We start from the raw sequence: 14,642 nt of genomic DNA, 5'->3' as shown, positions 1-14,642 counted from the left end.
CGGGCCGTCGACGAGCGGTCAGCTGGTCAGGTGGTCGGACGTGCAGCGCGCTGCGCGTGCGTGACCGCCCAGAGCCCCACGGCGCTCGCCGCCGCCACGTTGAGCGAGTCGACGCCGTGCGCCATCGGGATGCGGACCGTCGTGTCGGCGGAGGCGATCGCGGCGTCGGTCAGGCCCTGCCCCTCCGTGCCCATCACGAGCGCGACCCGCTCGGGGACGTCGGCGACGAACGCGTCCAGGTCGACCGAGCGGTCGGTGAGCGCCATCGCGGCGAGGTGGAAGCCCTGCGCGCGGAGTTCCTCGCCGGCGGCCGGCCACTCCCCGATGCGGGTCCACGGCACCTGGAGCACCGTGCCCATGCTCACCCGGACGCTCCGGCGGTACAGGGGGTCCGCGCAGCGCGGGCTCACCAGGACCGCGTCCGCCCCGAGGCCGGCGACGCTGCGGAACACCGCGCCGACGTTGGTGTGGTCGACGACGTCCTCGAGCACCACGACGACCTTCGCGTCCCGGACCACGTCGGCCACCGACGGCAGCTCCGGTCGGTGCATCGCGGCGAGGGCACCCCGGTGCATCCGGAAGCCGGTGAGGTCCTCGAGCAGCGCATCCGGTCCGACGAAGACCGGGCCGTCGTGGTCCGCCACCAGGGGCAGCACGCTGTCGAGCCACTTCTCCTGCACGATGACGCTCCGCGGGACGTGCCCTGCGCGGACCGCGCGCTCGATGACCGTGTTCGACTCGGCGATGTACAGCCCGCCCTCGGGCTCCGTGACCCGCCGCAGCGCCACGTCGGTGAGGCGGGCGAAGTCGTCGAGTCGGGGGTCGTCGAGGGAGTCGATGCGGACGGGGTGCACGGGGCTCGTTTCGTGGGAAGGCGGCTGGGCGTTCGGCTGTTGAGGGTACCGTGGACGACGTGCTGACCGACCCGATGACGGACGAGCTCGACCGCGTCGTGGAGCTGCTGACGGGCAAGCGCGTCGCCGTGCTCTCCGGCGCCGGGCTGAGCACCGACTCCGGCATCCCCGACTACCGCGGCGCGGGCCGGGTGGTGCGGAAGCCGATGACCTTCCAGGAGTTCCGCTCCGACCCGGCGAAGCGCCAGCGCTACTGGGCCGGTTCGCACCTGGGGTGGCGCACCTTCGCCGCCGCCCGGCCGAACACCGGTCACCGCGCGCTCGCCGCCCTCGAGGACGCCGGCATCGTCACCGGGGTCGTCACGCAGAACGTCGACGGCCTGCACCTCCGCGCCGGGTCCCGGCGGGTCGTGGAGATCCACGGCTCGATGGACCGTGCGGTCTGCCTGACGTGCGGGCAGGTGTTCTCGCGTGCCGACCTCGCCGGTGTGCTCGATCGCGAGAACCCCTGGATCGACGAGCCGGGCACGGTGCAGCTGCAGCCGGACGGCGACGTCGAGATCACCGACGTGGAGCGCTTCCGGGTGCCCGACTGCTCGGTGTGCGGCGGGGTGCTGAAGCCGGACGTCGTGTTCTTCGGCGAGTTCGTGCCCGCCGAGAAGTTCCGCGAGGCCGTCTCGATCGTCGCGGACGCCGACGCGCTGCTCGTCGTGGGCTCGTCGCTCACCGTGAACTCCGGCGTCCGACTGGTCGACCACGCCACCCGGCGGAAGCTCCCGGTCGTCATCGTGAACCGGGGAGCCACCCGCAGCGACCGGCGCGCGGTGGCGAAGCTCGACGCCGGCACCACGGAGACGCTCGAGGCACTGGCTGCGCGGCTCGTCCCGTCCGCCGCGGCGTCGGCTGCACCGGAGCCGCCCGCTGCGGAGTCGTCCGCTCCGGTGATGGCTGCTCCGGAGTCGTCCGCTCCGGTGTCGGCTGCTCCGGAGCGCTCTGGCAGGATCGACGGGTGACGACGCTCCTCACCCTGGTCCGGCACGGCGAGACCGACTGGAACGCGCAGCGGCGCATCCAGGGATCGACCGACATCCCCCTCAACGCCACCGGGCGTTCCCAGGCCGCGGCCACCGCGCTGCTCCTCGGTCGCCGACGGTTCGACGCGGTCGTCGCGTCACCGCTGTCACGCGCGTTCGAGACCGGCGCGATCATCGCCCGCCACCTCGGGCTGCCGGAGCCAGCCACCCACCCGGGTCTCGCGGAGCGCTCGTACGGCGAGGCCGAGGGGCTCACCGACACCGAGGTCGCCCAGCGCTACCCGCACGACGACGTCCCCGGACGGGAGTCCCGCTCCGCGCTGCTCGCACGGGCGACCGAGACGCTGGCCGAGATCGCCGTCCGCTTCGACGCGGGGTCGGTCGTGGTCGCCACGCACGGTGCCGTCATCCGGGCCGTCGTCAACGCCGCGGCTCCCGGCACGGCGGACCGGTACACGACGCCGATCCGCAACGGGTCCGTGCACTCCTTCCGCTGGGACCCCGAGCGGTTCCGTGCCGAGCTCGTCCGCTTCGACGACCCGCTCGACGAGGTCTCGGAGCAGACGGACGATGAGTCCTTCGCCGAGCAGAACCCGCTCGAGCGCCGGTAGCGCGGGCGGCGGCCCGTCGCGCACGGTGGACCGGCACCGGACGGTGGACCGGTACCGGACCGTTACCTGCGGCTCCGCGAGCGCGGGGGCCCGCTCGGACTAGGCTCCGGTCCACGGGCGGCCCGACCACCGTCCGGTGGTGCTCGCACCCGTGCGCGAGGAGGGGCCGTGACGAACCAGGGACCGGTGGACGACCGAGTCGACTCGTCCGACGACCTCGACCGGGCGTTCGGCCCGGACACGGCCTCCGTCACCCGGCCGTCCACCGGCCAACGACTCCGACGCGGCACCGTCATCACGCTGTCCTTCGTCGCGGTCGGCGTCGTCATCGCCGTCGTCCTGTCGACGATCGTCGGCAGCATCCAGACCGGGGTCGGCGGGGTGTTCCCGCGACCCCAGGCAGCGCTCGACCGGTTCCGGACCGCGGCGGCCGACGTACCGGGCGTGCTCGCCGTCCGTGACGAGGAGACCACGCGCGACTCCCTCGCGGCCTACCGGGTGTCCGCCGTCGTCGAGGCGTCACCGGACCTGTCGCCCGGTCAGCAGGTCGACCTCGTCCGCGCCCTGAGCGCCGCGGCGGCCGACGCGGACGGCAGCGGAGTCGTCGTGTCGGCGGAGGCCCGCTTCGACACCCTGGTGGTCGGGGTCACGACGGACGCCGAGGTCACGCGACAGCGGCTCGAGGTCGCTCGCTCGGTCGCGGCGATCGGCGGGGTCGTCGCGGTGCGCAGCGACTGGGGTCCGGGGGCACCGTCGGACGAGCCGGACGCGCAGCGCGTCGAGCTCGCCACGGTCGGCACCGGTGTGGCCCTCGCCGCGATCATGGACGTCGCACAACGTGAGACGCACGGGGTCTTCCCCGGCGCCGAGGTGACCTCGCGTCAGCCGTCCTGACGACACCGCTGCTGTCGGCGCCGCCACCACTCGTGCGCCGGTCCCGGTCAGCGCTGCTCTCGGTCCTGCACCGCGCGCTCGACGGCCCGGGTCACCTGTTCCGCCGAGTCCTGCCACCGGAACCGGGCCGCCCGCTCGAGCGAGGCCCGCGATGCCTCGTCCCAGCGGTCCTCGAGTCGCCGCACCGCCGCTGCCACCGCGGACGGCGACGACGGGTCGAAGTACTCGGCCGCGTCCCCGCCGATCTCGCGGAAGATCGGGACGTCGCTGACGACCACCGGGGTCCCCACACCCATCGCCTCGACCAGGGGGATGCCGAAGCCCTCGTCGAACGAGGCCGTCGCCAGCGCCGTCGCCCCGCGCAGGGTCGCCAGGTACTCGTCGTCGGAGGCACCGTCGTGGAAGACGATCGCCCCGGTCGGCGCCAGGGCCTCGAGCCGTCGTCGGTCCGCGTCGGACACCCGCGACATGCAGTGCAGCGTCCAGTCGGCTCCGAGCAGGGGCAGTGCGGCCGCGAGCGTCTCGACGTTCTTGTACGGCATGAACGACCCCATGTAGACGAGCGTCCGCGCACGGCTCCCGTCGGGCTCGCGGGGCACGGCCGGGTCGGCCGCGTTGTACGCCACCGTGACGGGGCGCTTCGTCAGACGGTGTCGCTCGATGAGCCCCGCGGTGGTCTCGGACACCGTCACGACGCCGTCCGCGCCGTTCAGCAGCAGGCGTTGCGGCGCCCAGCTCAGGTGGAAGAGCCGCCAACCGAGCCGGATCGGCCACGAGAACTCCCGCGGAGGCGTGCGGTTCCGGTAGTAGATGAGGTCGTGCAGCGTGAGCACGAGGGCGTAGCGGCGGCCGCGGGACCCCATGGTCTGCATCGGTGAGAAGACCGCGTCGAGACCGAGCCGGTTCACCGTCCGGGCCACGAGCGGCTCCCCCGCGTCCGTCGGGGCCGGGATGCGTTCCCACGGGATGCCGTCGGGCAGCGACGCGAGCTGCCGTTCGTCGTGCACGAGCAGGACGTGGTCGTGCCGGTCGGGCAGGTGCGCGACGACGCCGGCGGTGAAGCGGCTGATGCCGTCGTGCCGACCGATCCGGACGTACCGGCAGTCGATGCCGATCCGCAGGCGCCTCACGACGCGGACTCCCCCGGGGTGCCGCCGGCCGACGGTGACGCCGCCGACGTGTCGGGAGCCTGCTGCGGTGCGGTGGACCTCGTCCTGCGCGGGTTCCCACGTCCGGCACGACGGCGGGCCGTCGGCTCGGCCATGCGACGGAGCACCGCGTCGGCGGCGGCTCCGGGCGTCTCGTAGTGCACGAGGTGTCCCACGTCGGGCACCACGACGAGCTCGGCGTCGCGGAGTCGGGAAGCGAGTGCACGCTGCTCGGGCAAGGCCGTGATGTCGTCGTGCTCCGCGGCGACCAGCAGCACGGGGACGTCGATGCGGTCGGCGTACTCGGACACGTCGTGCGTGACCGAGGTGCGGAACGCCTCGAGCACGCTCGTGCGGTCCGCGAATGCCGAGAAGTACCGGTCGTGCTGGTCGTGCACCCATCGCCGCAGGTCGCGGTCGCGTGACTTCAGCATGGCGAGGCTCATCGCCCGCACGATCGCGCGGTTCCGGAGCAGCCCGAGTCCGAGCGGCCTGGGGAGCACCGCGCCGGCCCGGTAGTAGCTGATCGCGATGCCGGTGCCGACGGCCCGGGGCCCCTGCAGCGCGGGTGCCGCGATCGGGTTCACCAGCACGAGCAGCCGGGTGTGGAGGCCGGCCGCGACGGTGGCCGCCGTGACGATCGACCCGAAGGAGTGTCCGAGCACCACGGTCTCGGGACCCAGGGCGAGCGCGCGGTGGAACCCGGTGAGCCACCCGACGTAGGCGTCGACGTCGGAGACCGGCAGCGGGTCGGAGATCCCGAAGCCGGGCAGGTCGGGGACGACCACGCGGACGCCCCGGAGGTGGGCGGCGATCGTCTCGAGTCCGTGGTGGTCGCCGCGGAACCCGTGCACGGCGAGGACCGTCTCGGTCGCGTCGACCGGCCCGTACTCCCAGTAGTGCGTGGTGCGGCCGTCGAGGGTCACGGCCCGGTGCACGACCGGCGTCGCGGCGACGAGCGACTGGTACGGGGAGATCACGGGTGGTTGCATCGCGGCCAGTCTACGAAGCGGCGACCGGGCGGGGTGCGCCCCGCGCCCCGCTGTGGAGGACGACGGACGGGAGGGACGCTGTGGAGGGGTGTCGCGCCTCCCGTCCGGCCACGTGACGCGGTCGTCACGGCGACCCGCGGACAGCAGCAGCAGCACGCGCCTACTGTGGCCGTGGTCGGGCCACGCCGCCGGCCCGCCGACGACGAGGAGCACGCTTGACCTTCACGGCCCCGATCCAGCTGCCCGGCCTGACCCTGGACCCGCAGTGGTACAAGCGCTCGGTCTTCTACGAGTGCATGATCCGCTCGTTCGTCGACTCGAACGGCGACGGCATCGGGGACATCCAGGGCGTCATCGGCAAGCTCGACTACCTGCAGTGGCTCGGCGTCGACGCCATCTGGCTGCCGCCGTTCTTCCAGTCGCCGATGCGCGACGGCGGGTACGACATCTCCGACTACCGGGCGATCCTGCCCGAGTTCGGCACGCTCGACGACTTCCGCGAGCTCGTCACGAAGTCGCACGAGCGGAACATGCGCATCGTCATCGACATGGTGATCAACCACACCTCCGACCAGCACGAGTGGTTCCAGCAGTCCCGCGAGGACCCGGACGGCCCCTACGGCGACTTCTACGTGTGGCGTGACACCGACGAGCACTACGAGAACATCCGCATCATCTTCGTGGACACCGAGGAGTCGAACTGGACCTTCGACCCGGTCCGCCGGCAGTTCTTCTTCCACCGGTTCTTCTCGCACCAGCCCGACCTCAACTTCGAGAACCCGGCCGTGGTCGAGGCCGTCTACGACGTCGTGCGGCACTGGCTCGACCTCGGTGTGGACGGGCTGCGGCTCGACGCCATCCCCTACCTCTTCGAGTCCGAGGAGGGCAACGGCGAGGGCGAGCCGGAGACCCACGAGTTCATCAAGAAGCTCCGGGCCATGGTCGACGACGAGTACCCCGGGCGTGTCCTGCTCGCCGAGGCGAACCAGTGGCCGCGTGAGACCGCCGCGTTCTTCGGCACCGACGAGGAGCCGGAGTGCCACATGGCGTTCGACTTCCCGGTGATGCCGCGCATCTTCTACTCGCTCCGCGCGCAGCACGCCGCCGAGCTCAAGGCGATCCTGTCCGAGACCCTCGACGTCCCCGAGAAGGCCGCCTGGGGGGTGTTCCTCCGCAACCACGACGAGCTCACGCTCGAGATGGTCAGCGAGGAGTACCGCCAGGCGATGTACGGCTGGTACGGCTACGACCCACGCATGCGGTCGAACATCGGCATCCGTCGTCGTCTCGCTCCCCTGCTCGACAACTCACGGGCCGAGCTCGAGCTCATCCACGCCCTGCTGTTCTCGCTGCCCGGGTCGCCGTTCCTGTACTACGGGGACGAGATCGGCATGGGCGACAACATCTGGCTGCCGGACCGCGACTCCTCGCGCACGCCGATGCAGTGGACCCCGGACCGCAACGCGGGCTTCTCGACCGCCGACCCGGGCAAGCTGTACCTGCCGGTCGTGCAGTCGCTCGTCTACAACTACGCGCAGGTCAACGTCGAGGCGCAGCTCGCCCAGTCCCGCTCCCTGCTGCACTGGGTCCGCAACGTCATCCACGTCCGCAAGGCGCACCCGGTCTTCGGCCTGGGCTCGCTGCACGTACAGGACACCACCAACGACTCGGTGCTCGCGTTCGTCCGGTCGTGGGAGGGGTCCGGGCAGCAGTTCGGCCCGTCCGCCGAGGACGTCCTCTGCGTGTTCTCCTTCGCCACCAACCCGACGTCGGTGACGATCTCGGCGCCGGAGTTCGCCGGACGGCCGCTGTACGACCTGTTCGGCGGCGGGTCGTTCCCCGCGTTCGACGAGGACGGCAACGTCACCCTCACCATGGGGACGCAGTCGTTCTACTGGCTGCACGTGGGCGCGCCGGTCGGCGTGTAGCGAGCGTCGGCGGGCGGCCGTCGGTCGGGGGCGACCGTCCGTCAGAGGGCGACCGTCCGTCGGGGAGGCGCTGCCGGCCTGGAGGCTCGACTCGCCCCCGCCGGGTGGCTCACCACCGGCTCGTCGCCGCGTCGGGCGCATCGACCGGGGCGCACGGGCCGCGCTCGTCGACCAGGACGCGGGCGGGTCGCGGCGTGTCCGCCAGGCGGGTCGCGTGGAGCGTGTCGGACCGTCCCGTTAGCCTCGTGCCGTGACGTACTCCCCAGCAGCGCTCGACACGCCCGCACCCGCCGCCCCGGCCGTGCAGGACCTGAGCGGTCGTCCCTGGTGGCACGCGCTCGGCGTGTTCGACCTCGAGACCACCGGCGTCGACGTCGAGACCGCCCGCATCGTCACGGCGCACGTCGGCCTGATCGACATGACCGGACGCTCCATCGCGGAGGGTGCCTGGATCGCCGATCCCGGGATCGCGATCCCCGAGGGCGCTGCCGCCGTGCACGGCTACACGACCGAGCGCGCCCAGGCCGAGGGGCGCCCGGCCGGCGAGGTCGTCGCCGAGATCGTGGCAGCGGTCGAGGCCGTGTTCGCGCGCGGCATCCCGCTCGTGATCTACAACGCTCCGTACGACCTGACGGTGCTCGACCGCGAGGCCCGACGGCACGGCATCGCCTCCCCCGTCATCGGCAACGTCGTCGACCCGCTCGTGATGGACAAGGCGCTCGACACCTACCGCAAGGGCAAGCGCACGCTCGAGGCAGCGTCCGAGCTCTACGGCGTGACGTTGTCCGACGCCCACGACGCCGCCGCGGACGCGATCGCTGCCGGGCGTGTCGCGCAGGCCATCGCGGCGAAGTACCCGGAGGAGCTCGGTGTCTCCGCCGAGGAGCTGCACCGCAAGCAGGTCGGCTGGTGTGCCGAGCAGGCCACCTCGTTCCAGGACTACATGCGGAAGAAGCGCGACCCCTCGTTCACCGCCGACGGTCGCTGGCCGCACCGCAACGGCTCGTAGCGCCGCGGCACGGTCGCCGCGGTGCCGTCGCCGTGCCGCCACTGAGCCGCTGCCGCCGCGCTGCCGCTGAGCCGGCGTTGCCGCGCCGGCGCTGAGCCGCTGGGCCGCTGTCGCTGCGCTGACGCTCAGCCGCCGCTGAGCCGCCCTGCCAGCGGTGCCGCGCATCGGCGCTCCCGGCCAGCGTCGGGCGCCGGCGTCGGGCACCCGCTGCGGTCCCGCAGAACCGGAAGCACGTCGCGCCGTGGAACCTCGTGGTGCGACGTGCTCTTCGTGGTGCGCGGGCATCGCGCACCACGGCCCGCGCATCACGACCCGTGCGCAGCGCACCGTCCACCGCGCACCGCCCACCGCGCACCGCGGCTACGTCGCACGGTGCACTGCCGGGCCGTTGGGGGGCGCGACGCTGCCACCTCGACCGGCGAGCGTTCCCGGCGGTCCCACACCGAGCCTCCCGGCCGTGACCGCGGCTCGCGCCCGCAGTACGCGCACAGCCGGACGCACCTCGAACCACGTGATCGTCCGGCGCGACGTGTTCCAGGTTGCGCGCGAGCACCACGCGCCATGGCGCGACAGTACGACGACGCCGCCGTGCGCGCATGCTCGAACGCCGCGCCCGCGCCGCGCCCGCGCCCGCGCCGCCCGTGCGCCGTCGCGCCACGTCCCGGACGCTGCGCCCCGTTGCACCGGAGTGCAGCATCCGCAGCAGGGCGCGTCTCGCGTTCTCACCGACCACAGCGCACCGTGCCCGGACCCGACGCCCCACCCCGGCACCACCGACCGGGCAACGCAGAACGGGCGGCCCTCCCGAAGGAGGACCGCCCGTCCGAGCGCAAACGCGGACTTACTTGCTGAAGCCCTTGAAGCGCTGGTTGAACTTCTCGACGCGACCGGCCGAGTCGAGGATGCGCTGCTTGCCCGTGTAGAACGGGTGCGACGCCGACGAGATCTCGACGTCGATGACCGGGTAGGTCGCACCGTCGAGCTCGATGGTCTTGTCGCTGGTCGCGGTCGAACGCGTCAGGAACGTCTCACCGGAGGCCAGGTCGCGGAAGACGATGGCGTTGTACTCGGGGTGGGTGTCGGTCTTCATGGAGATTCCTCGGTTGGAGATGGTGGGAGGTACGCGGACGGCCGGTTCGAGCGGACTCGATCGGGACCCCCGCGCGGGAATTCTGCGGCGTGCGCCAGCCGTCCACGTTACCAGACGACGGGCAGGATCGGGAGCGTCAGGCCGCGCGCGCCGTGTACCGACCGGCGTCCTTCGACACGGTCAGCTCCACGCCGAAGGCCTGGGACAGCGTGGGAGCCGTCAGGACCTCGTCGATGGGGCCGGCTGCCTGGATCCCACCGTCGGCGAGCACGAGGGCGTGTGTGAAGCCCTCGGGGATCTCCTCCACGTGGTGGGTGACGATGACGATCGCCGGCGAGTCGCTGCTCTGCGCGTAGCCGCCGAGCGTGCGCACCAGGCTCTCGCGCGCACCGAGGTCGAGCGACGCAGCCGGCTCGTCGAGGAACAGCACCTCGGGATCGGTCATCACGGCGCGCGCGATCTGCACGCGCTTCTGCTCGCCGTCGCTCAGCTCACCGAACGTGCGGTCGGTGAAGTCACCGAGGCCCCACTCGTCGAGCACCCGCTGGGCGCGGCGGACGTCGAGCTCCTCGTACTCCTCGTTCCAGCGACCGGTGACCGAGTACGCGGCGGTGAGCACGACGTCGACGACCTTCTCGGTCACCGGGATCCGGCGGGCGAGGGCGGTCGACGCGAAGCCGATGCGCGGACGCAGCTCGAACAGGTCCGCGCCGCCGAGCTCGGTGCCGAGCACCTCGACACTGCCCGACGTCGGGAACGTCTGGGCACCGGCCACCTGCAGCAGCGTGGTCTTGCCGGCGCCGTTGGCACCGAGCACCACCCAGCGTTCGTCGTCCTGCACCTCCCACGAGATCCCGTCGAGGATGGTGGCCCCGTTGCGGACCACGGAGACGTCTGACAAGCGCACGACCGAGGGCATGGCTCCAGCCTACGGCTTCCGGGCGAGCACCTCGTCGTAGACCTGCCGCGTGCGGTGCGCGATCGCGTCCCACGTGAACTCGCTCTCGACGCGGAGGCGTCCTGCGCGTCCCATGAGCTTGGCGAGCCCCTCGTCGGCCAGGACCTCGTCCAGCGTCCGGGCGAGGTCAGCCACGAAGCGGTCCGGGTCGTTCGGCGTGCCGGTGCCGTCCTGCGCCTGGTCGATCGGGACGATGCGCCCGGTCAGCCCGTCGGCGACGACCTCGGGGATGCCGCCCGTGCGCGTGCCGACCACGGGGATGCCACAGGCCATGGCCTCGAGGTTGACGATGCCGAGCGGCTCGTAGATCGACGGGCAGACGAACACGGTCCCCGACGACAGGACGTTCACGACCTCCTGGTGGGAGAGCATCCGGTCGATCCAGACCACACCGTCGCGCTCCGCGCGCAGGGACTCGACGAGTCCGGTCACCTCGGCCATGATCTCCGGCGTGTCCGGAGCGCCCGCGCACAGCACGATCTGCACGTCCGACGGCAGCGACGCCACCGCGCGGAGCAGGTACGGCAGGCCCTTCTGCCGGGTGATCCGGCCGACGAACACGACCGAGCGGCGCGACGGGTCGATGCCGAGCGCGCGCACGGCGTCCTCGTCGACGGTCGGCTTCCACTCGTCGATGTCGATGCCGTTGTAGACGACGTGGACCTTCGCCGGGTCGATGGACGGGTAGGAGCGCAGGATGTCCGCCCGCATGGCCTTCGAGACCGCGATCACGCCGTCGGCCTGCTCGAACGCCTCACGTTCCATCCAGCTCGACAGGCGGTAGCCGCCCCCGAGCTGCTCGGCCTTCCACGGGCGCAGCGGCTCGAGGCTGTGGGCCGTGACCACGTGCGGGATGCCGTGGGTGAGCTGCGCGATGCGCCCCGCGGCGTTGGCGTACCAGGTGTGGGAGTGCACCAGGTCGGCGCCCGCGACGTCGGCGGCGATGCGGACGTCGGTACCGAGCGCCTGGAGCGCGCCGTTCGCGTCCTCGAGGCCCTCGGGCGTGCGGTACGCCCACACGCCCTCCTCGTCGCGGAACGCCCCGAAGGCGCGCACCCGGACGTCCGTGTCCGTCCCCGACCGCAGCGCAGCCGTGAGCTCGGCCACGTGGACACCCGCTCCGCCGTAGACCTCCGGCGGATACTCCCTGGTCAGTAGATCGACTCGCACGCACTCAACGTAACGGGTTCGCCGTCCGGACGCCTACTGTGAACCACATGGCACCAAAGAAGGTATTCGGCATCGTCCTCGCCGGCGGCGAGGGCAAGCGGCTCATGCCGCTCACGGCCGATCGCGCGAAGCCCGCCGTCCCGTTCGGCGGCAACTTCCGTCTCATCGACTTCGCGCTCTCCAACCTCGTGAACTCCGGGTTGCAGAAGATCGTCGTCCTGACCCAGTACAAGTCGCACAGCCTCGACCGTCACGTGGCCGAGACCTGGCGCATGGAGGGGCTCCTCGGGTCCTACGTCGCGTCGGTGCCGGCGCAGCAGCGACTCGGCAAGCGGTGGTTCGCCGGCTCGGCGGACGCGATCCTGCAGTCCCTCAACCTGCTCCGCGACGAGCGCCCGGACATCGTGGTCGTGGTCGGTGCGGACCACGTCTACCGGATGGACTTCCACCAGATGATCGAGGCGCACATCGCCTCCGGCCGCAGTGCCACGGTCGCGGCGATCCGGCAGCCGATCGGCCTCGCGGACCAGTTCGGCGTCATCCAGGTGGACCAGGACGACCCGACCAAGATCGACGCGTTCCTCGAGAAGCCGAAGGACGCCGTCGGCCTGGCCGACTCGCCGGACGAGATCCTCGCGTCGATGGGCAACTACGTGTTCAACGCCGACGCCCTCGTCGACGCGGTGCTCCGCGACGGCCAGATCGAGTCGAGCAAGCACGACATGGGCGGCGACATCGTCCCCGACTTCGTGGCCCGCGGCGACGCCGGCGTCTACGACCTGCAGCGCAACGACGTGCCCGGCTCGAACGACCGCGACCGGTACTACTGGCGCGACGTGGGGACGATCGACTCGTTCTTCGACGCCCACATGGACCTCATCGCGCCGGTCCCGGTCTTCAACCTGTACAACCAGGACTGGCCGATCTTCAACCAGCAGACGAACCTGCCGCCGGCGAAGTTCGTCCGTGACGCGAACGGCAACACCGGCTCGACGGTCGACTCGATCGTGGCGCTCGGGTGCCTGCTCTCCGGCGCCCAGGTGGAGCGCAGCGTCATCGGTCCGTGGTGCGGGATCGACTCGGGCGCGAAGGTCCTCGACTCCATCGTGTTCGAACGGGCGTCCATCGGCGCCGGTTCGGTCGTGAACCGCGCGATCCTCGACAAGGACGTGGTCATCGCGCCCGGTGCGCAGGTCGGCGTCGACCGCGAGACCGACGAGGCCCGCGGCTTCACCGTCACGGAGTCCGGCATCACGGTCGTCGGCAAGGGCGTCCGCGTCGAGGCCTAGTCCGGGACGGTCGCCGAGTCCGGGCTGCACCTACCGACGTCGGCAAGGGCGTCCGCGTCGAGGCCTGACCGCACCCACCACCCGGCCAGGAGGCGCGGCTGACGTCACAGACGTCGGCCGCGCCTCCAGCTGTCGGTACCGTTGGTCCGTGCCACGCTTCCTCGTCGTCCTCGATGCCGACTCCACGCTGCTCGAGGACGAGGTCATCGAACTGCTCGCCGACCACGCCGGGACCCGGCCACAGGTGCAGGCGGTGACGGAGCGCGCCATGCGCGGCGAGATCGACTTCGCCGAGAGCCTGCGGGAGCGGGTCGCGACCCTGGCGGGCCTCCAGGCCGACGTCTGCACGCGCGCACAGCAGGCGGTCCGCGTCACGCGCGGAGCCGAGGAGCTCGTCCGGGGCGTCCACGCCGCAGGCGGCACGGTCGGCGTCGTGTCCGGCGGCTTCCACGAGGTGCTCGACCCCTTCGCCGCGCGCCTCGGCCTCGACCACTGCCGGGCGAACCGTCTCGAGGTGGTCGACGGCGTGCTCTCCGGTCGGGTGCTCGGTGACGTCGTCGACGCCGAGGCGAAGGCCGAGACCCTGCGTGCGTGGGCCGGGGCGGACGACGTCCCGCTGTCGCGCACGGTCGCGGTCGGCGACGGCGCCAACGACCTGGTCATGATGGGTGTCGCCGCCCTGGGCGTGGCCTTCGACGCGAAGCCGCTGGTGCGCGAGCGGGCGGACGTGGCGGTCGTCGACCGCGACCTGTCCGCGGTGCTCGCGACGCTGGGCCTGCGGGGCTGAGCCACACGCGCCGCGGAGCCGAGTCTCGCCTCCGCGGACACGTTCGCGGACTCCACGTCGCGAACGTGTCCGCCATGCCGAGTCTCGAGGACGGTCCGAGCGGGCCGCCGGTCGGTGTCCGGGGCTAGTGACCCATCCCGAGACCGCCGTCGACCGGGATCACCGCACCCGAGACGTACCCGGCACCGTCGCTCGCCAGGAAGAGCGTGGCGTCGGCGACGTCGTCGACCGTGCCGTAGCGCGCCGCCGGGATCTGCTTCTTGAACTCGGCCTGCAGCTCCTCGGGCAGGGCTGCGGTCATGTCGGTCTGGATGAACCCCGGCGCGACGACGTTGGCCGTGATGCCGCGCGACCCGAGCTCGCGCGTGATCGAGCGCGCCATGCCGACCAGGGCAGCCTTGGACGAGGCGTAGTTGACCTGACCGACCTGTCCGTAGGCGCCCACGACGCTCGACATGAGCACGATGCGGCCGAACTTCGCCTTCATCATCCCCTTGGTCGCGCGCTTGACGACCCGGAACGTGCCGGTCAGGTTCGTGTCGACGACGCTCGTGAAGTCCTCCTCGGACATGCGGAGCAGGAGCTGGTCGTTCGTGATGCCCGCGTTGGCGACGAGGACCTCGATCGGCCCGAGCTCGGCCTCGACCTGCGTGAAGGCCGCGTCGACCGAGGCGGAGTCGGTGATGTCCGCGGCGACGGTGAGCGCCCCCTCGGGTCCGCCCTGGCCGCTGCGGGAGGTCACGGCGACCCGGTGCCCGGCGGCGACGAAACGCGCTGCGAGGGCGTGCCCGATGCCGCGGTTGCCGCCGGTGATGAGGACGGTACGGGGGGTGGTCATGATCGCTCCGTTCGAGTGGTGGTGACGCGGTGTCCGCCGA

The 14,642-nt window shown here is 72.1% G+C and carries 14 protein-coding genes; 7 read left to right on the top strand and 7 right to left on the bottom strand.

Annotation, left to right across the window (positions count from 1 at the left end; genetic code table 11):
• Positions 1–26: 26 nt before the first annotated feature.
• The gene (locus ACIP6W_RS08970) at positions 27–854 is read right to left on the bottom strand and encodes an RNA methyltransferase (protein WP_066654382.1); all 828 of its coding nucleotides are present in this window, start codon (positions 852–854) and stop codon (positions 27–29) included.
• A gap of 74 nt (positions 855–928) precedes the next feature.
• Between ACIP6W_RS08970 and ACIP6W_RS08965 the strand changes: the two genes are divergently transcribed.
• The 3 genes from ACIP6W_RS08965 to ACIP6W_RS08955 all read left to right on the top strand — a co-directional run bounded on the left by ACIP6W_RS08965 (position 929) and on the right by ACIP6W_RS08955 (position 3,393).
• The gene (locus ACIP6W_RS08965) at positions 929–1,867 is read left to right on the top strand and encodes a Sir2 family NAD-dependent protein deacetylase (protein ID WP_400429662.1); all 939 of its coding nucleotides are present in this window, start codon (positions 929–931) and stop codon (positions 1,865–1,867) included.
• Entirely contained in the window at positions 1,864–2,499 is a 636-nt protein-coding gene (locus ACIP6W_RS08960) for a histidine phosphatase family protein (protein WP_311205430.1), read from the top strand. Before ACIP6W_RS08965 ends, ACIP6W_RS08960 begins: the two co-directional genes overlap by 4 nt.
• Before the next feature lie 168 nt (positions 2,500–2,667).
• Positions 2,668–3,393, top strand: coding sequence for a hypothetical protein (locus tag ACIP6W_RS08955; protein ID WP_066654388.1), 726 nt, complete (start codon positions 2,668–2,670; stop codon positions 3,391–3,393).
• 47 nt (positions 3,394–3,440) lie between these two features.
• On the opposite strand, the gene ACIP6W_RS08950 is transcribed toward ACIP6W_RS08955, so the two are convergent.
• Positions 3,441–4,514, bottom strand: a complete 1,074-nt coding sequence (locus ACIP6W_RS08950) for a glycosyltransferase family 1 protein (protein ID WP_066658246.1) — start codon at positions 4,512–4,514, stop codon at positions 3,441–3,443.
• Between the two features lie 5 nt (positions 4,515–4,519).
• Positions 4,520–5,533: an alpha/beta fold hydrolase gene (locus ACIP6W_RS08945; RefSeq protein ID WP_081984863.1), complete on the bottom strand. Its 1,014-nt coding sequence runs from the start codon at positions 5,531–5,533 to the stop codon at positions 4,520–4,522.
• 215 nt (positions 5,534–5,748) lie between these two features.
• On the opposite strand from ACIP6W_RS08945, the gene treS reads away from it, so the two are divergent.
• Together treS and ACIP6W_RS08935 are read left to right on the top strand one after the other, a co-directional pair.
• On the top strand, positions 5,749–7,461 hold the full coding sequence (treS, locus tag ACIP6W_RS08940; protein ID WP_251155510.1) for a maltose alpha-D-glucosyltransferase: 1,713 nt from the start codon (positions 5,749–5,751) through the stop codon (positions 7,459–7,461).
• Between the two features lie 310 nt (positions 7,462–7,771).
• Complete coding sequence (locus ACIP6W_RS08935; RefSeq protein ID WP_066658248.1) at positions 7,772–8,470, top strand: 3'-5' exonuclease; 699 nt, start codon at positions 7,772–7,774, stop codon at positions 8,468–8,470.
• Between the two features lie 841 nt (positions 8,471–9,311).
• Here ACIP6W_RS08935 and ACIP6W_RS08930 read toward each other — a convergent pair.
• The 3 genes from ACIP6W_RS08930 to glgA form a co-directional block, all read right to left on the bottom strand.
• Positions 9,312–9,560 carry a type B 50S ribosomal protein L31 gene (locus ACIP6W_RS08930; protein WP_022905175.1) on the bottom strand — a complete coding sequence of 83 codons (249 nt, stop codon included), beginning with the start codon at positions 9,558–9,560 and terminating at the stop codon, positions 9,312–9,314.
• Positions 9,561–9,696: 136 nt separating this feature from the next.
• Positions 9,697–10,479: an ABC transporter ATP-binding protein gene (locus tag ACIP6W_RS08925; RefSeq protein WP_066654391.1), complete on the bottom strand. Its 783-nt coding sequence runs from the start codon at positions 10,477–10,479 to the stop codon at positions 9,697–9,699.
• Positions 10,480–10,488: 9 nt separating this feature from the next.
• Entirely contained in the window at positions 10,489–11,688 is a 1,200-nt protein-coding gene (glgA, locus tag ACIP6W_RS08920) for a glycogen synthase (protein ID WP_066654393.1), read from the bottom strand.
• A gap of 47 nt (positions 11,689–11,735) precedes the next feature.
• Here glgA and glgC point away from each other — a divergent pair, with 47 nt between their 5' ends.
• Both glgC and serB read left to right on the top strand, forming a co-directional pair.
• Positions 11,736–12,977: a glucose-1-phosphate adenylyltransferase gene (glgC, locus tag ACIP6W_RS08915; protein WP_066654395.1), complete on the top strand. Its 1,242-nt coding sequence runs from the start codon at positions 11,736–11,738 to the stop codon at positions 12,975–12,977.
• Between the two features lie 148 nt (positions 12,978–13,125).
• Positions 13,126–13,764 carry a phosphoserine phosphatase SerB gene (serB, locus tag ACIP6W_RS08910; protein WP_209682507.1) on the top strand — a complete coding sequence of 213 codons (639 nt, stop codon included), beginning with the start codon at positions 13,126–13,128 and terminating at the stop codon, positions 13,762–13,764.
• A 124-nt stretch (positions 13,765–13,888) separates the two neighbouring features.
• On the opposite strand, the gene fabG is transcribed toward serB, so the two are convergent.
• Positions 13,889–14,602, bottom strand: a complete 714-nt coding sequence (gene fabG / locus ACIP6W_RS08905; RefSeq protein ID WP_066654398.1) for a 3-oxoacyl-ACP reductase FabG — start codon at positions 14,600–14,602, stop codon at positions 13,889–13,891.
• Positions 14,603–14,642: the final 40 nt, after the last annotated feature.

The organism is Curtobacterium sp. NPDC088465 (genome assembly GCF_044753165.1).
Lineage (GTDB): Bacteria > Actinomycetota > Actinomycetes > Actinomycetales > Microbacteriaceae > Curtobacterium.
Note: the sequence above shows the minus strand (reverse complement) of the source record. Positions and strands in the feature narration are given on the sequence as shown.